Genomic DNA, 19,094 nt, shown 5'->3' with positions numbered 1-19,094 from the left:
CGCGCCTCTTCGGCAGTGCTCCGGCGCTGCCCCAGCACTTCGCCCTTGGTCAAGCAAAAACAACCAAACGCAACTGAAACCACACGTGAAAACTTGTAAGGCCACACGAACTGTGGTTAGCATCACTCTGAAGAACGTGGAAGCGCGGGGGTACTACATGTACGCGGAGGAGCGTCAGCGGATGATCCTCGAGCGGGCGCGGGCCGCTGGTCGGGTCGATGTCGCAGACCTGGCCGGCGAATTCCACCTCACCTACGAGACCGTGCGTCGTGATCTCACAGCACTCGAACGCCACGGCGTGCTGCGGCGGGTGCACGGTGGTGCCATCCCCATCGAGCGGCTCGGTTTCGAGCCCTCGTTCGGGACGCGCGACTCCACCATGACCGAGGAGAAGGAACGCATCGCGAAGGCGGCGCTGGCCGAGGTTCCCGCGGACGGAGCGATCCTCCTCGACGCCGGGAGCACGACCGGGAGGCTGGCCGAACAACTGCCCGCCGATCGCGAGCTGACCGTGGTAACCAACTCGCTGACCATTGCCTTCACCCTCAGCGCACGTCCGAACGTGCAGTTGATGGTGGTCGGTGGCCGACTGCGGGGGCGCACCCTGGCCACCGTCGAATCCTGGGCGTTGCAGGCGTTGCAGGACACCTTCGTCGAGGTGGCGTTCGTCGGCACCAACGGGGTGTCGGTCGAGCGCGGAATGACGACTCCGGACCAGTCCGAGGCGATGACCAAGCGGGCCGCGATCCGGAGCGCACGGCGAACCGTCCTGCTCGCCGATCACACCAAGGTCGGCAACGATCATTTCGCCCGCGTAGAGGGACTGAAGGAGGTCGACACCTTCGTCACCGACAACGGGGTGGACAGCAGCCTCGTGAATGAGATCGAGGCCGCCGGTCCCGCCGTGGTCGTCGTCTGACGGCGGTCCACGGTAAAGCGTCGGCCTTCGGCACGGTCGCCCCTGAGACGCCGGACGGCACCCTCTCGCCGACGGCGGAACCGCGGTCCGGGACATGTCCAGCTCGCTGAGCGCAACCACGTCCGGGGCACGCTGAAATCGCAGACGGCACCGGTCGTGCCCACCGGCGCCGCCGTGCCCGGAAACGGCACGGGGAGAACTCGTACGCAACGACGCAGAGGGGCCAACGTGTCCGGTTTATCGCGAAGAACACTGCTTCAGCTCAGTGCGGCCGGTGTCACCACCGTCGCCGTTCCCGTCACCACTGCACGGCCGGCCACCACGCGGGCCGCCACCGAGCAGACCTACCGGTGCCAATACCACTTCACGGTCCCCGAGCAGTGGAAGAACGACCCGCAGCGGCCGATCCGCATCAACGGTCAGCTCCACTACTACTACCTCTACAACGCCGACTACCTCAGCGACGGAGGGGGAACCGCGTGGCGGCTGGCCACCACGACCGACAACGTCGTGTTTCGCGACGAGGGCATCTCCATCCCGAAGTTCACCACCCCCAACGGGGACGTGTGGTCCGGTTCGGTGGTGGTGGACACCGACAACACGGCCGGGTTCGGCGAGGGCAGCGTCATCGTGCTCGCCACCCAGCCCGACGGCCAGAACGGCGGTGCGCAGGCCCAGTTCCTCTGGTACTCCACCGATGGCGGGTTCACCTTCACCAACCACGGGAAGGACCCGGTGATGCCCAATCCGGGCGTGTCGAACTTCCGCGACCCCAAGATCATCCGTGATTCCGATCGCGGGCGATGGGTGACCCTGCTCGCCGAGGGGAACAAGGTCGGCTTCTACGTCTCGCAGGACCTGAAAAACTGGAACTACGTCAGCGGGTTCATCAAGAACGGGCTCGGCCCGCTGGAGTGCCCCGACCTGTTCCACCTCACCTCCTCCGACGGATCCGCGACCTGGGTGCTCGGGGTCAGCGCCGACGGCGGCGACGCGGGACTGCCGAAGACCTTCGCGTACTGGACGGGGCACTTCGACGGCACCACCTTCCACCCGGACGCGTCGGCCCCGCAGTGGCTCGACCACGGATTCGACTGGTACGCGGCGGTCACCTGGGAAAAACCCGCGGGCGACGGCGTCGATCCCACCACGCGATACGCAATGGCCTGGATGAACAACTGGGACTACGCCCACAACACGCCCACCACCGAAGCGGACGGGTACAACGGCGTGGACTCGATCGTGCGGGAGATCACCCTGCGGGAGCAGAGCTCCGGGCAGCTCAGCCTGGTCTCCCGCCCGGTCGACGCGCTCTACGATCGCGTCGCGCGCACGATCGACCTGGGCACCATCACCGTCGACGGGGAACACCCCCTGCCGTTCCAGGGAGTTGCCTACGAGATTCGCGCGGAGGTGACCTGGGGCATGCTGGAGAACGTGGGAATGCAGCTGCGGAAGTCGAGTGACGGCAGTCGCCACATCGATCTCGGGGTGTTCGGCGACTACGCCTACCTCAACCGCGCGGCGACCGGTCACCCCGACCAGTCGGGGCAATGGTTGGAGAGCCACACGCCGTTCGACCCGGCGGCCAAGCGGGTGGACCTACGAGCGCTCGTCGACCGCACGACGATCGAGTTGTTCCTCGACGACGGCCGGTACGTCCACTCGCACCTGGTTTTTCCCGACCCCACCGACACCGGCGTCACGCTGTTCACGGTGGGCGGTGCGGCGGTCTTCTCCAGCGTGGTGATCCGCGAGTTCGATCCCATCCGACCCCCTGAAAAGCCACTCCCCTGATCAGAGCCCGCAGACGCAGCACCAGCGGCCGACGCGTCACCGGCACATCAGCCGGACTACGAATCGGTGGCGGCTTCGAGGTAGGTGGTGGAGACCGCGGGGCGCGGCGAGCAGGGGCTGAGACCGGCAGGGACCGTTGATCGAGCAGTCGGTGTTCCCCGGACGGAATCCGAGCGGCGGTGCTCCGGCGGGGACGCCTACGTAGTCGGGAATCCGGATGCGTTTGCGGCAGGACCGGTTCGGACGTTCCGCTGGTCCGAGTGTGGGAAATCCTCGCGAAAGCGTCACACCTGGCATGAGGCCTTGGAAGACTACCTCACGTACCCTCATTCCGACCATGAAGGAACGTCAATGACGAATACGTTTGACCGTTGGGTGCTGGCCTTCGACGGTTCGTGCCGAGTCTGCCGGAACATGTCCCGCGCTGTTGCCGACGCCTGCGGTGACAAGCTCGAAGTGCTCCCGCTGACGCACCCGGACGTGCGGGAGTGGCGCGAACAGGCGCTCGGTGCGAGCCCGGAGTGGGCACCCACACTGATCCGCGTCCGATCCAACCGGGTCCGCGCCTGGGTCGGCATCCCGTTGGGATTCACCCTGGTCCGGCACCTGGGCCCTCGCTCCACACTGGCCGTGCTCGGCGCGCTGGGCCGGATACGCCAAACCGCGCATCGGAAGCGTCTCGGCACCCTGCCGCTGATCGCCGGTCTTGCGGTCGCGGCCAGCCTGACCAAGCTCGACCCGTACAGCGGTGGCAGGAACGGCGACGATCCGCGTGCCTGGGTGGAGGCCAACGGGGAACGGCTCCCGCAGTCGTACGGCGAGGTCGTCGAGTATTCGATGGCCTACCGCCAGGCGATCTTCAACGCCTCGTCCGCGGCGACCAAGAGTCGCCTGTGGGGCGAGCACCTCCGACAGTACGGTGCGACGCATCCCGATCTGTCGGAAGACCAGGAACGAGCGCTTCGGCGCGCCATGGACGTCCTCGGGGACGAATCGCTGTACGCGCAGCCGTCTCCGTCCGAGCGGGACCGGGTGCTGCAGGAACTCCGGGACGAGGTGAACGCCTCCTTCGGCGGGGAAACCCAGTCCCTCATCGCGACCCTCGGTCCACCGGACCTCGCGCCCGCCAAGGCGGACTGTCAGTGCAGCACCAGCAGCGATTACTGCTGGATGGGATGCGTCCCCAGCGATAGCTGCCGCAGGGTGGGCGGATGCGGAACCGGATGGGTCTACACCTGCAACGGGTGGTGTGAAGGCCCCTGAACCGGGCGTTCTCGCGACACCGCATAACCCCGGCCGACCGGAGTGACGGAGCATCGGTGATCGGACGCGACCAGGGGGTGGTCCAGTTCTCTCGAAGCTGCCGTGGTGGCGGATCACGGCGAAGTCTCCGGGTGTGCGCGAGGTCCTGCTCGCCGTTGCCGTCCTGCCGGTCCAGGCCCGATCGACGCCGGGCCGGTGGACCGTCCAACGTGCTCAAGGGCGCGGGAACGGGACGGTGATTACGGCCGGGTCGCGGTCCATGCGCACACCCCGCGACGTGAGGGGCACGCAGCTCTCCCCTGACACGTGATCTCGCGGCCGCCCGCGACCGGTCGTGCGTTTGAGGATCGCGCCTTCGAGCCCGTGGTCGGCGGCAATGCCGAGAGGTCCGCGTAGCGCGGAGCTCGTCCCACAGTTCCACAACACCCGCGAGAAGACCGTCCAGCAGATCGCGGGATCTGCGGTGTGCCCCGCACCACCGACTACGGACACCTCACCATAACCAGTCGGTGATCTCCACGAGAGGCACTACTTCGCGGCTCGGCGTAGGAGCTCGAGAACGACTGCTCCCCGGCGCCCGCCTGCGTCTGCCACGTCTCTGGTTCGTTCGCCCTGATGCGGGCCGAGCGAGGCGAACCTCCGGCCTCGCCCCATCACCCCCTTAGTAGTAGATAAGCGGCATTATCAACTACTAAATAGGACATCTATTAAATAGTTCTCTTTATAAAACTAACCAATTTAACTTAACAAAACAAAACTGATATCGTGCAGACATGCAGGGCTACGAGGAAGAAACCGTGCCGGAGGCACCGGCGAGCGCCGCGCAGCACGAGATCACCCCCCATGGCTCCCCGACTTCGCTGGAGGAATCCCCCGGGAGCAAAAACGGACATGACGGAACCCATGACGAATCTTTGTCCAGGTCAACGACGGAACCGCGGCGCTGCGGCTACAGTCGTTGCCGCGCGGTACTGCCGGAGGCACGCACCGGACGCAAACGGGAGTTCTGCCACGAACGGGATCGCACCTGGGCAGTGGACGGACGAGCGGTGACCTGCGCCGAGCTGGGGCGGGCCGAACGGCTGCTGAGCTCGGCGCACGGGGAACAGAACTCCCCCGCGGCCACGGTGGACACCGCGGTGCTCGGAGAGCAGATCACCACGGCCTTGAACGGGCTGACCGGTGTGCAGCCGTGGCTGACCCAGCTGGTGGATTCCCTGGAAACCGTGAACGGGCGACTCGACGAGGACGTCGCCGCCGCGCGCGCGGCCCAGGCCGAGGCCGAAACCGATGCCGCCGAGGCACGCGGACAGGCCGAAGCGGCCGAACACGTCCGTCAGTCCGCGGAAGCCGAACGCGATCAGGCCGACCGCGCCCGGCAGGTCGCAGAGCAGGCCCAGCAGCAGGCCGAGCAAGCTCGGCACACCGCGGAGCACGCCCAGTCCCACGCCGAAGGCCAGCGCGACCGCTACGCCGCGCAGCTCAACGAGCTCGAACAACGACTGGCCGCGGTCACCCAACGCCGCGACGAGGCGGAACAGACACTGGCCGAGGTTCGGGCACAACTGCACAGCACGCAGCACACTCTGACCGAGGTTCGCCAGCAGCTCGAGGAGGCCACCAACCGCAATCACCAGCTCGTCGGCGAGCACACCGAGACCCTGGACCAACTCCGGCGCGAGCACGCCGCCGAACTCGACCGGCTGCGCGGTGAACACTCCGAGCGGATTCGTGAACTCGAGCAGGAACAACACCGCGAACTCGAATCGACCCGCACACAACACGCCGAGGCCGAACAGCGAGTTCGCGACGAACTGCAGCAGCAGCACGCGACGCAGCTCGCCGAACTGCACGAGACCATCGGCGGTTTGCGCCACCAACTGGCCACCACCGAACAAGCCCGCCAGGACGGAGCGACCGAGCTCGCCAACTGGCGGTCCGCTTTGGAGCGGGCGCTGGACGAACAGGACACCGAGGAGGAAAGTTCCCCCTCCGAAGCCTCCCTGTCCGAGCGCATCCGCGAGTTGTTGCGTGGCGACTGAGTCGCGTCCCCTCCCCTCCTCGGAACCGCTGGGGCACACGACGACGTCCGAGACCCTTCGGTTGGTTCCGGTTGCGTCGGGTCCGGTGGGCGGAACCCGGATCGCCCCGGCGATCCGGGTTCCGTTTCCACTAGGCCCTGGGCGCCCGAAGCTGGCCCGCGGGGCAAAGTAGGGCCAGAGGTCACGCGGATCATGGGGCGGTAGCGTTCCTGAATGCAGCGCGAGTGGCGGCCTGATGAGCTGGTGGGGTCGTGGACGCTGGTCGGCGCGGACTGGCAGTTGATGGGTAACAAGTCCGGGGCTACTCGGCTGGGTTTCGCACTGCTGCTGAAGTTCTTCGAGATCGGGGCGCGGTTCCCGCTGCTAGGCCGAGGAGATCCCGCCACAGGCGGTTGACTACGTGGCTGAGCAGGTCGGAGTGCCTGTCGAGGAGTTCGGCACTGCTCCTGGCGCTCACGCTCGATCAAGGGACAGGACCCGCTTCTACGTCGAGGTGGACAGTGTGCCCGTCGACGGGGTGGTGCCCACGGCATGGCGGGACGCCGTCATCGACGAGCGGGACCGCATCGAGCGCATCCCGTACGAGCTGTGCGTATTGGTGTCGCTGCGGGATGCGCTGCGGCGTCGCGAAGTGTATGTGGCCGACGGCAATAGGCCGCGGCTGTTCATCGGACAGGAACTCAACTGGCATTCACCGGCCCTTTCAGGTCTGCATCCGCCCACTGCGGCGGAACCGCAGCGCGCAGACTTCAGCAACCCGAGCAAGCCGGTCAACAAGCAAATCCGGAGAACCGGGGCTTAGCGCCAGTTTCCGTTCCGATGTCCCTCAAGCCCGAGCTCAGCACACGATCCGGGGCTCCCGGATGTCGGTGGGATTTCGGGCCACGTCGGCACACACCTCAAGCACTCGGTCGATGTCCGCATCGTTGTTGGCCACCCCTACGGACACTCGGACCACACCCTGCGTCCGAACCGGGAGCAGCCGCTGGTAGGTGCCCATGTCACAGGGGTTGCCTCGCGCGAGGGAGCTTCTGAGGCGCTCCTGCGTCAGCTGGTGGCGGTGTTCGAACACTCCGGGGTTGCAGAAGCATCCGGTCCGGAGGTTGATCCCGGCGGCTGCGGCGGCCTCCTCGCACGCTCGCTCGTCGATCAGCGCACCGTCCTCGTCGATGAGGTTGAAGGCAACCGTCGGTCCGCGCTGCTCGTCGTCAGCGGGGCCGACGATCTGGGCAGCCGGCCGACCGCCCGGGTGCGCGAGTTCGCGGAGGCCGGTGAGCAGTCGGCGGGTGAGCCTCCCGGTGTGCTGCTGGATCGCCGGATAGCCGATCGCGGTGTGCCACCGGACGGCCTCGGTGATGTCCGGAAGGATCAGGAACGGTAGTGTGCCGTCCTCGAAGCTGTCCGGTGCGGGCAGCGGGAGGTGCCAATCCACCTGGGCCGACGAGGCGTAGACCGTCCCGCCCGTGAACCAGGGTCGCTGGAGCGCCTCGAGCGCGTCACGGCGCGCGATCAGACAGCCCGCTCCCGCGGGGAAGCCCGTGATCTTGTACCAGGACAGGGTCACGAAGTCAGCGGGAACGGCTTGCAGATCGAGACCGCTGGTCGGCGCGAAGGCGGCGGCGTCGAGGAGCACGCGCCAGCCGTGACTGTGCGCGGTGGAGACCCAGGACAGCGGATGCTGCACGCCCGTGGCGTTGGATTCGGCCGGATACGCGAGCAGCCCCGGCCTTCCCTGCTCGGACAACGTCTCGAGTTCCTGCTCGAGACGTGGCTCGTCAGCCCGTAGATCTGCGCCGAGCGGCACCATCCTGGTGATCGATCCCGCCCGCGTTGCGTAGTGGCGCAGGCCGAGCACGGAGTTGTGGTTGTCGGCCAGCATCGCCAGCGGGGTGTCCGCCCCGAACGGGTACGCCTCGGCCACCAAGCGGATCGCCCCGGTAGTGTTCGGTGTGAAGATCACTTCGTAGGTCGCCGGGTCCGCCCCGCAGAATTGCAGCACCTCCGTGCGCGCCTGTTCGATCCGCTCGGTGGAGGCTTGCGAAGCAGGGCTCCGGGAGTGCGGATTCCCCCAAACCCGGTGGGAGAGCCTGTCGCAGTGAGCACGCGTCAGCGACAGGGGAGGAAGCGCCGCACCCGTGTAATCGAGGTAGGCCTGCCCGGACTCGTCGAGATACGGGAACTCCGAGGCCCGGATGGCGTCCATCCTGCTCTTCGTGTCGTCCATGTGTCATGCTCCGGTTCTGCTGCTCGGCGACGACAACGGCGCGGGTCCCGACCGGGAGGCCGCTCGGGACCTCCTCGGGAGCTAGGCAGGCCGTGTCGACGTGGCGGTCGCTGTCACCACTTCCGCGCTGGTCACGGCGTGGATCGTTCCGTCGTGGAGCAGGGGAGCGAGGCGGGTTCGCAAGTTCTGCATGAGCGCCTCGTGCGCGGTCGGATGAAGCTGTTCAAGTTCCTCGGCGATCGCCGACAGGCGGTAGACGCAGCTCAACCCCTCGGCCCCTTCGGGAACGTGGACTGGTAGCGCTGCGGGGGTGCGCCGCACGTCCACGAATCCGACTTCGTGGAGAAGCTGCACGACCTCGTCCGCGGGCAGGCTCCACGGTTGTCGGAAGTCCTGCGCCTGCTGTTCTCCGAGCTCCGCGGAAACGGCATCGTGCAGCGCTCGAAACATCGGGTTGGATTCCAGGCCTGCCCACAGAGAGATCGCGAGACGCGCCCCGTCGGCGGCGACGCGGTGCAGTTCGCTCAGCGCAGCTCGGCGATCGGGGAAGAACTGCAGTCCGTGTTGGCACACGACGACGTCGTACGCGGCGTCCGGAGCTCGCAGGGAGTCCGCTCCGCATTCGGCGTATTCGATCGCGGCGCCGTCCACGGGGGGCTTCGCCCTGGCCAGATCGAGCATCCCCGGACTGATGTCGGTTCCCAGCACTGATCCGCGGGGACCAACGGACGCCGCCAGCATTCGCGCGACCGTTCCGGGGCCGGTCGCCACGTCAATCGCGCGAGACCCCGGTTCCGGGCGCAGCACCCCCAGCAGATGACACGCCCACGGATGGAATATTCGTTTGACCAGGACGTCCTCGTAACTCCGCAGAGGCTCGGACGAGGCCGCGTCGAGGTTCCAGCTCCAGTCAGCCATGTGCGCATTCCTCCCGTCCCGAGGCGCAGAGCGCGCGGCGCATCGGAGTGACGACTACTCGACCTCACTTCGTATCGGGATCCGCTGACAGGCCACTTACACCTCACTGACTCCCGCTGGAGGATCCGGCAGGAGCTTCGAACCGCCCGCGCCTGCGGCACCGCACCAGGCCGGATGAACCGGGTGCTGGCACGAGCACTCGCAGACCGAACGGAACAGCACGCTCGGTGTGTCGCCCGACTCTCACCACCTCTCGCCACCACGAAGCGTTACTATCGGGAATTGATCACGTGTCAGTGCGATGTCAGCGCACGGTGTCCCGGCTCGGTCCAGTCGGCCAAGCTCAACAAACCGAAGACAATGTCGGAATACGAGGCGGTGTCGGTGACCAGCATCTCCGGCGGCCTGCCGCCGTCGCGGTCATACAAGACGTCGAGCACATGCAGCGAGTCCCGCGGGGCGTCCAGCACGAGGCGCTTCCACGAGCCGACCAGCAGTCCTTCGTCGATCTCGCTGCGCTCAACCTTGTTGCGCCCCCGCCCCACAGTCGGGGCAGGTCTCGCAGCGCGGCCAACACCCGCTGGCCTCCGGCGAGGCGTCGAAGGCCACGACCTCGCACAGCTTCCGCAGCAACGGACGCACCGAAGGTCGTATAGTCCACATCCGAGCTGCAACCCCACGTGAGCACGGGGATGTGTGATTCTTTCGGGAAAGAAAGGACGCTTACTACAACCACTGTTCCGACAAAACGTCGGTGGTTAGCAACGTGGACACCATCTGGGCGTCCGACTGCACGAAGTGCGTCGGTCCCGGTGTCACCTAGCTGGGCAGCACCGACGGCATTCGTTTCGCGTCGTACGTCGGCAGGACGTGCTGAATCAACTCCTCATTCCTCGAATCGCTCACTCGCGTCTCGTGCGCCCGGCTCCTCCACCAGCCGGTGACCGTCACTAGCATGTCCGCGAGGAACGAAACGGCGTGGGAACGGAGAACAACGGCATGCACATCGACGAGATCACCGAACGGTGCCGATGGGCACGGGACCACAATCAGGAGCACCCGTCCGGCGAGTGGTCCATCGACGAGCAGCTGGCGGTCGCCCTGGTGCTGCGCGACCGAAACCACCTCGAGACCGTGGGCTACACCTTCGAGCAGGCCACCGATCGGGTCTGCCAGGCGGCCGGGTTGAACGCCCTCGAGTTCACCGGCTGGCTCAACGACATCCGGAAAGCTCTCGAGAACGACCAGCGTGGCTGAGCTCGAGGCGTCAGCACCGTCACCGTTTTCCGGGGCGCCGCACGACGGAGCCGTCTTCCCGGAACCTCCCCGGAGAAACGGCTCCGTCGTGGCGGTGTTCGGATCACGCGTAGGGGTCGAACGGGATCCCGTCCGGTTTCGCCTTGTCGAGGTTGTCCTGGAAGGCGCCGTTCTTGATGGCCAGGCTGGCGCTTCCGAAGTCGGCTCCGGTCAACTTCGCCCTCGTGTCACCGGGGAAGTTGTTCCAGCTCACCAGCGTGGGATAGTGCCAGGTTCCCCAGTCGTTCTCCGGCTGCTCGTCCTTGCCCGCGAGCCGGAAGGCGTGGGTACCGACTCCGTCCTTGTGGTAGACGACTTTCGCGTGGGTGCCCTCGTGCCAACCGACCTCGGAGGTGGAGTGGGTGTTGTACTCACCGTGGGCGGAGGTGGAGACGTACCTGGCGCTTCCGTCGTGGACCCACACCACGACGTGCTCGATGTCGTGTCGGTGCCCGAAGGCGTCCAGGCCCGGCACTGCCTGGTCCTTCTGGAAGTACATGTCGTAGAGATAAGCCTGCCAACCGTTGTTGCGCTTGGCGCGGGCGTAGACGTTGGAGTTGTCGAGATCGGACGGGTCGTGGCACTGCCCGTCGAGCGCCCCGGAGTTGTTCAACCCCGGGTTCAGCGTTCCGTTCCGGCCGATGGCCACACTGGGGTAGCAACCGTCCCCGTCGTAGTCGAACGCGGGCAACCACTTCGCGTCCTCCGGTGCGGAGCCGGCCGGAATCTTCGGGGGGACCGTCTCGGCCACGGCCGCCCCCGGAAAGGCGATCAACAGCAGAAACACTGCCTTCAGGGCCAGCAGGACTCTGGGGAGTCGTCGCCCCGCACCAAGTCTCACAACCGGGGACGCCGAGTGCCGCCCCCGTGTTGTTTCCGACGCGGTGTCGGTCCCGGTCGTTCCTCGCGCTGCGGTTCCGTACATGCGAATCCCTTCACCTCGGTGAGGTAGCTGGTGATCGGCGAGCGTAGTGCGCGGACAGAACCGGCAACGTACGTACGCACGAACCGAGTGTGAAGGGGCACTGTCCGGATGCCGACACCTGACCGGAAATCGGGTCCACTGTGTCCGGACCTCTTCCCGGCCCCTACAGAACGCCGACAGCGGCGTAACCGTTGGAACGCAGGGCCTGTTCCTCGCTGATCGGCTCGTCGGGACGCCACTGCGCGCTGGGCACCACCCCGGGCTCCAGCAGGGTGTAGCCGGGGAACAGCGCGGCCACCTCTTCCGGGCTGCGGAACGTGACGTGCGGAGTGGTGGTCTGCCCCATGACCTGGTCGATCCCCTCTCGTTCCTCGGGGGTCATGCTCAGCTCCGCCCCGTTGGTGATCACCAGGGCGCTTCCGGGAACGCACGCATCGCGATACGCGGACACCAGTCCCGGCGGGTCCTCGACGTGGAGGATGTCCAGGATCGCCACGGCCAGGACCCCCACCGGCCTGGAGAAGTCCAGCAGCTCGGTCACCTCCGGCGCGTTCAACACCTCGTCCGGTTCACGGATGTCGGCCTGGACGACCGCCGCCTGCGTGTTTCCCTGCAGTATGTGCCGGGCGTGGTGCACCGCGACGGGCTCGATGTCGACGTAGGCCACCCGTGCTTCGGGGTTCTCCCGCTGAGCGATCTCGTGCACGTTGCCCACCGTGGGAACTCCCGACCCCAGGTCGAGGAACTGGTCGATCCCCCGGGCACACAGATGGCGCACGGCACGTCCCAACAGCGCTCGGTTGATCTGTGCCCACGCCGTGTTTCCCGGATACACCCGCAGGAACTCCTCGGCGGCCGTGCGGTCGACGGCGAAGTTCGCCGACCCGCCGAGGAAGTAGTCGTACATGCGCGCGATGTTCGGGGTCGTCTCATCCACGCTACCGACGGTGCTGTCGAACCACTGGCCCACGAGTACGCCTTCCTATAGATCTGAAAGGTGATCAGTATCCATCCTGTCAAGACACGCTCGCGTGTGTCTGCCCCGTGCCGCACTGCATCGGCGGCGTGATCCACTGGCACCGTCCCCGACGGGAAAGGACGACAGGATGATCGACCCCGGCCTTGCCGACCAAACTGTCCTGGGTCACCGGAGGGGCCGGGAGTATAGGGGCGGCGATCAGCCGTGCTTTCGCAGCACAGGGCGCGTGCGTGGCGGTTCATCACCTCGTGCGGGATCCGTCGGCACCCGACCACGTCGATTGGGCCCACATCACCCCCGATACCAGCGCAGCCGCCGCCGAGCTCGCCGATGAGCTCGGCGACGGGTCCTTTACCATCAACGCCGACCTGGCCGACTCCGGCGAGACGTATCAGCTCGTGCGAGCGGTTGCCGAACGGGCCGGTTCGATCAACGTGTTGGTCAACAACGCTGCTCACCGCGAGCACCCGGACGGCGTCGAGTCGTTGACCCCAGATTCGTTGGAACGGAACTACCGGGTGAACACCATCGCTCCTGCGGTCCTGACCGCCGAGGCGGCCCGTCTCCGCCGCGGGAACGACCCGTTGTCCGTCGTCAATATCACGACCGACGCGGCCCGGGCTTTTCCCGGTCAAACCGGTTACGGTACCTCCAAGGCCGCATCGCTCAAGCGACCGAGATCGTGCCGATGGGCAGGGTCGGTGATCCGGACGACATCGCCGACGCCGTGGTCTGCCTGGCCTCCCACCAGGCGCGCTGGATCACCGGGCAGGTACTCCACAGGTCGCCGGCGGCCACGCGCTCTGAGCACACGCACGGCGCCAGGCGGCAGGCTTCCATCGGCACCTTCCCGGCAGGGAGCGCCCCTTCCGCCGTGTTTCCTCGGCCCACCGCCTGCGACAGCGATCATGTGGGCGTTAACAGGCCGCCCCTACAGGAGGCACTCCGAGCGAGCCAGGATGGAAGACGGCGGAAACCTGCCTGAACCGTGGAAAGTGACTCCGCCCACTGCTAACATCCTTCCCCGTCTTGTGTGAGCGCTCACAAACACAGCGACTCGGTGCGCGATCAGTCCTACCGCGAGGGCAGGAAACTCCATGGCACATCACTTCAACCGCCGGACCGCACTCAGGCTCGGGGCGGCGACCGCTTCCCTTCCGCTCCTGACTTCACCGACCACCGCGGCCGCACCCGGCTCCCCCGCCACGACCGGCGAGCTCGCGGGCACCACGCGATTACGGGGCTTCCCCCTGTCCGACGTGACGCTCGGCCGGGGCGTCCTGGCCGACAAACGAGCTCGGATGCTGAGCTTCGCCCGCGGCTACGACGAGAACCGGCTGCTGCAGGTCTTCCGCGCGAACGCGGACCTGCCCACCCACGGGGTGGAAGCCCCCGACGGCTGGGAAAACCTGGACGGTGAGGCCAACGGCAATCTCCGGGGGCACTTCACCGGCCACTTCATGACGATGCTGTCCCAGGCCCACGCGAGCACCGGTGAGGAGGTGTTCGACCGCAAACTCCGCACGATGATCGCCGCGCTGCACGAGTGCCGCGAGGCACTGAACCGGAAGCCGGCCATACGTGGCACAACGGGCCGTTTCGACACCGCCGTCGCCGTGCGACGCGGTTCCTGTCTCTACTTCGACGCACCGGCGGAGGCGGTCAACGGTCTGTCGAGCACGACGTTCGCGGCCTGGATCAGACCTGCCGTCGCCGAACCGTGGACCAGGATCTTCGACTTCGGCAACGACACCGAGACGAACATGTTCCTGACCCCCTACGGCGGGGACGGGCTTCCACGGTTCGCGATCACCCGCACGGGAGGCGAGTCCGAGGAGCGGATCGTCGGTTCGGAACCACTGCCGGTCGACGAGTGGAGCCACGTCGCGGTCACCCTGGCGGAGAACTCCGGAGCGTTGTACGTCAACGGCCGACGGGTCGGCCGGAACGCGCTGATGTCGCTGACTCCGGCCGAGCTCGGAACGCTCGCCCACTGCTGGCTCGGCCGGTCGCACTACGACGACCCCGTGTACGCCGGCGGATACGACGACGTCAACCTGTGGTCGACCGCTCTCACGAGTGAGCAGATCGAACGTCTGCAACACGCCAGAGCCGCCGACACCGCCGTCGGGGCGGGTGACCGGTTCTCCTACGCCTGCGCCGAACAGGACGGCACCGTCCTGCACGACGGCTCGGGGGGCGGACGGCACGCGAGGTACGCGCGGAGCTGGGGCGAACCGAGCCATCCGGGCTTCCTCGCCGCTTACCCGGAAACCCAGTTCATCCTCCTGGAGTCGATGACCACCAGCGACTACCACCGGGTGTGGGCGCCTTACTACACCGCGCACAAGATCCTGCAGGGGGTGCTGGACGCCTACGAGACCACGAACGACCAGCGGGCCCTCGAGCTGGCTTCCGGCATGTGCGACTGGATGCACTCCCGGTTGAGCAAGCTGAGCGACACCGACCTCCAGCGGATGTGGAGCATTTTCTCCAGCGGCGAGTACGGCGGCGTGGTCGAGGCGGTACTGCGCACGCACGAGCACACCCGCGAACCGGAGCACTTGCGGTTGGCCGGGTACTTCGATCTGGATTCGCTGATCGACGCCTGCGCGCAGGACCGGGACGTTCTCGACGGCAAGCACGCCAATCAGCACATTCCGATCTTCACCGGTCTGTCGATGCTGTACGAGCGAACGGGCGAACAACGGTACCGGCAGGCAGCGCACAACTTCTGGCGCATGGTCGTGCCGCCCAGGATGTTCGGCATCGGGGGAACCGGCGAGGGCGAGTTCTTCCACGGTTCCGGGGCCGTCGCCGAGCTGCTGGGGCCGGAAACCGCCGAGACGTGCTGCGCCCACAACATGCTCAAGCTGACTCGTTCGCTGTTCCTGCGGGAGGGCGACCCCGACTACGCCGAGTACTACGAACGTACCCTGCTCAACCAGATACTGGGATCCAAACAGGACAAAAGCGATGAAGACAAGCCACTGACCACCTACTTCATCGGTCTGCAGCCCGGCGCGGTCCGCGACTTCACCCCGAAGGAGGGAACCACCTGCTGCGAGGGGACAGGACTGGAGAACGCGACGAAGTACCAGGACGCGGCCTATTTCGTCAGCGAGGACCAGAGCGCGCTCCACGTCAACCTCTACCTTCCCTCCACACTGCGCTGGCGGGCGAGAGGAGTGACCCTCGAACAGGAGACGGCTTTCCCGTACGAGGAGCACAGCAGACTGCGGGTGAACGGGTCGGCGAGCTTCGAACTGCGGCTGCGCGTGCCGCGCTGGGCCGGAAACGGGTTCTCGGTGCGGGTCAACGGCACCCGGCAGCGGGTTTCCGCACGGCCGGGCGAGTACGTCACCCTCTCACGCAACTGGAGCACCGGTGACACCGTCGACGTCGACCTGCCGTTCCAGCTGCGTGCCGAACGCACTCCGGACGACCCGACGGTGCAGAACCTGATGTACGGCCCGGTCAACCTGGTCGCCCGGGACGAGCGCACCGATTTCATCCCCCTCGCCGTCCACGGCACGGCGCGTCTGTCCGGAGACCTGTCCAGGGCGCTGGAGCCCGTACCGGGCGAGCCGCTGCACTTCCGGATCGGTGACGTGGAGCTCGTCCCGTTCCTCGAAGGCACCACCGACGCCTACCACGCCTACTTCCGCAGGCAAGAGCCCCGAATCGTGTTCGACTCGGTCGACTCGGGCGTTCCGAACCGCCGGACCGCGGACGGCACCACCTTCCTGGACGAGGTCTGGGCGAAAGCGCCGTTCGACAACAAGGGCGAGCTCACGAGCCGGGTGGCCCGGATCTCGCAACACCGGCGCCGGGAGGGCACCTTCACCGCTACCGAACGGGAGCGGATCCTCTCCGCCGTGGAAAGGGCTGCCTACGACGGCTGAACCTCGAAACAGCACGTGCGCGGGGGCGCTGCCGTTCGGTAGCGCCCCGCGACTTCTGTGCGGTGGCCCCGGCGCCGCGTCCGGACCCGCACACTCGACAAGCGCTCGCGGCGGCAACGGTACGGTCGTGCCAAGGCCCGGACAGCGGAGGTGTGAATGCCCCGGAACACGACCTCGCCGCAGCGCCGTGCTGTGATGGCCGATGTCGCCAGCTTGGCCGGAGTCTCCCACCAAACGGTGTCCCGAGTCCTCAACGAGCACCCATCGGTCTCCCCCGGAACGCGCAGCCGGGTCATCGCGGCGATCGAACAACTCGACTACCGGCCGAACTCGGCGGCTCGGGCCCTGGTCACCCGGCGCACGAGGGTCATCGGCGTCATCAGCCCGGCCAGCACGCTCTACGGTCCGGCCAGCACGCTCTACGGCATCGAGCAAGCGGCGCGCCGGGCGGGCTACTTCGTCAGCGTGGCGAGCGTGAAAGACGTCGACGGTGCCGCCGTGCAACGAGCGGTGGAGCGTCTCAACAACCAATTCGTCGAGGGGATCGTGGCCATCGCCCCGCGACGAGCCGCCGTCGAAGCACTGCGGGACGTGCCCTCGGAACTGCCGCTGGTGGTCGTCGAGGGCGGCGACGGAGGCGGCCGTCCCGTGGTGTGCGTGGACCAGGCCGAAGGAGCGCGGCTGGTCACACGGCATCTGCTCGACCAGGGGGCGGACTCGGTCTGGCACATCGCGGGCCCGTCGGACTGGTTGGAGGCCCAGGGGCGACTCGCCGGCTGGAAGGCCGAGCTGAAGCAGGCGGGTGTGGAACCGCCCGAGCCGTTGCGCGGTGATTGGAGTCCGGCTTCCGGCTACACGAGCGGCCAGCTGCTGGCCGAACGCTCCGATGTACGTGCCGTGTTCGTCGCCAACGACCAGATGGCGCTGGGCGCTCTTCGCGCCTTCCACGAGCGAGGGGTCCGGGTTCCGGCGGACGTGCTCGTCGCGGGATTCGACGACGCACCGGAGTCCGCCTACTTCACCCCACCCCTGACCACCGTGGCGCAGGACTTCGACGCGGTCGGGCGAGGCAGCATGGAACTGCTGCTCCAGCGGATCGACGGTTCCGACGAAGCCGAGACCAGCGCCGTCATCGTTCCCGAGCTGGTCGCCCGGCAAAGCACCGTCGGCCGGTTGCGGGAGGGCTCCGGCGTGGCGACGTAGTCCCGTACGCGCGGCGCGCGGGCTCGGCCACCGCGGCTGCCGGACGCCGGTGCTCGAAGTCGTGCCCGACAGCCGCGGTGCGCGTGCTCCCGTCGAGAGCGCGGGCGGCTACATGCTCGCACGCAGCCGCTTCAACTCCTCCTCCGTGACCGGCAGAACCGTGCCGTGCCGTGGCCTGTCCGGCAGGTCGTAGTTCTCGGACATGCTCCACTCCCCCGAGTCCAGATCGGTGGTCTCGAAGGGAACGTAGCCACGACCGCCGAACTCGTCGATGAACATGTACCACTTGTCCTCGGTGTTCGACGCGAACACCGTCGGTCCCTCACCGCGGCTGATTCCCGAGTCCGAGCCGTCGCCCTCGCCGATGCACTCCGCGACGAGTTCGTAGTCCCTGCTGCGCAGCTGCTCGGACCTCTCCTCGGTGATGTACTTGCCGCACGGCGCCTCGGGCGAGTTGCTCCGCTCGTCCTTGGTGAACCGGTAGTAGGTGCCGTCCTCCTCCACGACCGTGGAGTCGATCACCGAGTGTCCGGGGTCCTTCCAGACCCCGGGTTCGCTGAAGGTGTGGAAGTCCCGGGTGGTGGCATACATCATCCGGTTGTGGGTGTCGGCCTCGTGCTCCGGATCGTCCTCGGAGTACAGTTTGGACGCCCAGAAGACGACGTAGGCTCCGATGGACTCGTCGTAGTAGGCCTCCGGGGCCCACACGTTGCCCGCGTTGTCCGGCGCCACCCGGACGTGACGCTGTTCGGACCAGTGCACCAGGTCGGTGGACTCCCACACCTCGATGTGCTTGCTGCCGTGCCGTTGGACCTCGTCCCAGTTTCCGTCACCGTGGATTTTCAGGTCGGTGGCGATGAGGTAGAACTTGTCCCCCTGTGGAGAACGGATGATGAACGGGTCCCGCACTCCCTGATCGCCCTTGGTGGAGGCCAGCACCGGTTCACCGCCGTTGAGCCCGTCCCACCGCAGCGCGTCGTTTCCCCGGCTGGCCGCGAAATACACCTGTTCGCCGTTCGGATACCCCTCTCCGGTGAAGTAGGAGAACAGGTACCCCTCCTTCGGCTTCCGCTCCGGGAGCGGCCGCACCGTCAGATCGAACCTGCGCTTGGTTCTCGTTCCGCCCAGTCGCACGGTCGCCGTGAGTTTCACCGACGCCGGCTCGGCACCGTGCTCGGGACGGTTCACCTCGCCGGTCGGCGTGATCACCCTGGCCTTGTTCGACTTCCAGGACACCTCTGTGCCGTGCGAACCGCTCGTCGGCAACGTGATGTTTCCCCGCACGTCGTCGGCGTGGGGCACCACGAGCGCTTCGGCCGCTTCGGTGACTTTCTCCGCCCGCGGTCCGGAGTTTCCGTTGTGCCCCGGGGGTCCGTTCACCACGGTTCCACCGGACGATCTCCTCTGGTGTGCGGGCGAGCCTTCGCCGATCTCCGCGGACACGGCGGCCGGGGTGACCAGTGTGCTGCTCAGCGCCAGCAGCGAGGTCAGCGCGACGTGCGAAAGCACGTGTCGGTATCTGCTGGTCAACGGGTTCTTCGCCATCGGTGTCGTACTCTCTCGTCGTGCGCGCGACCGCGTGGCACGCGCCGGGGGCGGGGCGACCGGGCGTCGTACGTGCCT

Annotated in this window: 14 protein-coding genes and 3 pseudogenes; 11 read left to right on the top strand and 6 right to left on the bottom strand. The window is 67.1% G+C overall.

Going from position 1 to position 19,094, the window contains the following annotated elements:
• Nucleotides 1-157: 157 nt before the first annotated feature.
• The 6 genes from FHR84_RS19460 (at nucleotide 158) to FHR84_RS19435 (ending at nucleotide 6,823) form a co-directional block, all read left to right on the top strand.
• Nucleotides 158-919, top strand: a complete 762-nt coding sequence (locus FHR84_RS19460; protein WP_179537044.1) for a DeoR/GlpR family DNA-binding transcription regulator — start codon at nucleotides 158-160, stop codon at nucleotides 917-919.
• A gap of 228 nt (nucleotides 920-1,147) precedes the next feature.
• Nucleotides 1,148-2,716, top strand: coding sequence for a GH32 C-terminal domain-containing protein (locus FHR84_RS19455; protein WP_179536980.1), 1,569 nt, complete (start codon nucleotides 1,148-1,150; stop codon nucleotides 2,714-2,716).
• A 351-nt stretch (nucleotides 2,717-3,067) separates the two neighbouring features.
• A complete protein-coding gene (locus tag FHR84_RS19450) occupies nucleotides 3,068-3,979 on the top strand; it encodes a bacteriocin fulvocin C-related protein (RefSeq protein ID WP_179536979.1) in 912 nt (303 codons plus the stop codon).
• A gap of 773 nt (nucleotides 3,980-4,752) precedes the next feature.
• Nucleotides 4,753-6,021: a coiled-coil domain-containing protein gene (locus FHR84_RS19445; RefSeq protein ID WP_179536978.1), complete on the top strand. Its 1,269-nt coding sequence runs from the start codon at nucleotides 4,753-4,755 to the stop codon at nucleotides 6,019-6,021.
• A gap of 213 nt (nucleotides 6,022-6,234) precedes the next feature.
• A complete protein-coding gene (locus FHR84_RS19440; protein ID WP_179536977.1) occupies nucleotides 6,235-6,417 on the top strand; it encodes a hypothetical protein in 183 nt (60 codons plus the stop codon).
• Nucleotides 6,418-6,523: 106 nt separating this feature from the next.
• Nucleotides 6,524-6,823, top strand: coding sequence for a hypothetical protein (locus FHR84_RS19435; protein WP_179536976.1), 300 nt, complete (start codon nucleotides 6,524-6,526; stop codon nucleotides 6,821-6,823).
• Between the two features lie 36 nt (nucleotides 6,824-6,859).
• Here the strand turns inward: FHR84_RS19435 and FHR84_RS19430 are convergent, their stop codons facing one another.
• The 3 genes and pseudogenes from FHR84_RS19430 to FHR84_RS22595 all read right to left on the bottom strand — a co-directional run.
• A complete protein-coding gene (locus FHR84_RS19430; RefSeq protein WP_179536975.1) occupies nucleotides 6,860-8,245 on the bottom strand; it encodes an aminotransferase class V-fold PLP-dependent enzyme in 1,386 nt (461 codons plus the stop codon).
• Nucleotides 8,246-8,326: 81 nt separating this feature from the next.
• Nucleotides 8,327-9,163 carry a class I SAM-dependent methyltransferase gene (locus FHR84_RS19425; protein WP_179536974.1) on the bottom strand — a complete coding sequence of 279 codons (837 nt, stop codon included), beginning with the start codon at nucleotides 9,161-9,163 and terminating at the stop codon, nucleotides 8,327-8,329.
• A gap of 338 nt (nucleotides 9,164-9,501) precedes the next feature.
• Nucleotides 9,502-9,627 (bottom strand): annotated as a pseudogene (locus tag FHR84_RS22595) (Tn3 family transposase); the annotation flags it as partial.
• 248 nt (nucleotides 9,628-9,875) lie between these two features.
• Here FHR84_RS22595 and FHR84_RS23385 point away from each other — a divergent pair.
• Nucleotides 9,876-9,986 (top strand): annotated as a pseudogene (locus tag FHR84_RS23385) (DUF6355 family natural product biosynthesis protein); the annotation flags it as partial.
• 155 nt (nucleotides 9,987-10,141) lie between these two features.
• Nucleotides 10,142-10,420, top strand: a complete 279-nt coding sequence (locus tag FHR84_RS19415) for a hypothetical protein (protein ID WP_179536973.1) — start codon at nucleotides 10,142-10,144, stop codon at nucleotides 10,418-10,420.
• 103 nt (nucleotides 10,421-10,523) lie between these two features.
• Here the strand turns inward: FHR84_RS19415 and FHR84_RS19410 are convergent, their stop codons facing one another.
• Nucleotides 10,524-11,246 (bottom strand): NPP1 family protein, encoded by a 723-nt coding sequence (locus FHR84_RS19410; protein ID WP_343075340.1) that lies wholly within the window; start codon nucleotides 11,244-11,246, stop codon nucleotides 10,524-10,526.
• A gap of 301 nt (nucleotides 11,247-11,547) precedes the next feature.
• Nucleotides 11,548-12,321, bottom strand: a complete 774-nt coding sequence (locus FHR84_RS19405) for an SAM-dependent methyltransferase (RefSeq protein ID WP_343075339.1) — start codon at nucleotides 12,319-12,321, stop codon at nucleotides 11,548-11,550.
• A 169-nt stretch (nucleotides 12,322-12,490) separates the two neighbouring features.
• Between FHR84_RS19405 and FHR84_RS23380 the strand changes: the two are divergent.
• From FHR84_RS23380 to FHR84_RS19390, 3 genes and pseudogenes are all read left to right on the top strand, one after another.
• Nucleotides 12,491-13,170 (top strand): annotated as a pseudogene (locus FHR84_RS23380) (SDR family NAD(P)-dependent oxidoreductase).
• A gap of 290 nt (nucleotides 13,171-13,460) precedes the next feature.
• Entirely contained in the window at nucleotides 13,461-16,268 is a 2,808-nt protein-coding gene (locus FHR84_RS19395; RefSeq protein ID WP_179536971.1) for a beta-L-arabinofuranosidase domain-containing protein, read from the top strand.
• 156 nt (nucleotides 16,269-16,424) lie between these two features.
• Nucleotides 16,425-17,471, top strand: coding sequence for a LacI family DNA-binding transcriptional regulator (locus tag FHR84_RS19390; RefSeq protein WP_179536970.1), 1,047 nt, complete (start codon nucleotides 16,425-16,427; stop codon nucleotides 17,469-17,471).
• 108 nt (nucleotides 17,472-17,579) lie between these two features.
• Here the strand turns inward: FHR84_RS19390 and FHR84_RS19385 are convergent, their stop codons facing one another.
• Nucleotides 17,580-19,016 carry a glycoside hydrolase family 43 protein gene (locus tag FHR84_RS19385; RefSeq protein WP_179536969.1) on the bottom strand — a complete coding sequence of 479 codons (1,437 nt, stop codon included), beginning with the start codon at nucleotides 19,014-19,016 and terminating at the stop codon, nucleotides 17,580-17,582.
• Nucleotides 19,017-19,094: the final 78 nt, after the last annotated feature.

Origin of the sequence: Actinopolyspora biskrensis (assembly GCF_013408175.1) — a bacterium.
GTDB lineage: Bacteria > Actinomycetota > Actinomycetes > Mycobacteriales > Pseudonocardiaceae > Actinopolyspora > Actinopolyspora biskrensis.
The sequence above is the reverse complement of the archived record's forward strand: the minus strand, read 5'-3'. Positions and strand labels throughout refer to the sequence as shown.